General features: G+C 62.7%; 1 pseudogene. It reads right to left on the reverse strand.

The window, feature by feature from the left end:
- Positions 1-145: 145 nt before the first annotated feature.
- Positions 146-569: pseudogene (locus tag EOA60_RS36425) on the reverse strand (AMP-binding protein); the annotation flags it as partial.

Consider the following 569-nt stretch of genomic DNA (forward strand, 5'->3'; position numbering starts at 1 on the left):
AGAATGCCCCGATCCGCCGCGACCAGCCGGCCGCCCTCGACGTCTGCCGTTCAGGAATTGTAGCCATCGTCTGCCGCATTACCCCAGTCCGCATCGAGACTTAGAGCTTTTTGCGCCAGCCTTGAAGCCGAAAGATTAACAATCCTCAATCCGTCGGCAGCCGATACTCCTTGAATTGCTGGCGCAAGGTGGTCTTCTGGATCTTGCCCGTCGCCGTGTGGGGAATCTCGCCGACGAAGGCGACGTCGTCGGGCATCCACCACTTGGCCACCTTGCCGCTCATGAAGGTCAGGATATCGCTCTTGCTCGGCTCCTTGCCCGGCTTGCACACGACCACCAGCAGAGGGCGCTCGCCCCATTTGGAGTGCGGCACGCCGATGGCCGCCGCCTCCGCTACATCGGGATGCCCGACAGCCAGGTTCTCGAGATCGATGGTGGAGATCCACTCGCCGCCCGATTTGATGACATCCTTGGCGCGGTCGGTGATCTGCATATAGCCGCTGGCGTCGATATGGGCGACGTCGCCGGTGTCGAACCAGCCGTCGGCGTCGAACTGCTCGGCGCCGACG

Source organism: Mesorhizobium sp. M1A.F.Ca.IN.020.06.1.1 (assembly GCF_004023265.1).
In the GTDB taxonomy this organism is placed as follows: domain Bacteria; phylum Pseudomonadota; class Alphaproteobacteria; order Rhizobiales; family Rhizobiaceae; genus Mesorhizobium.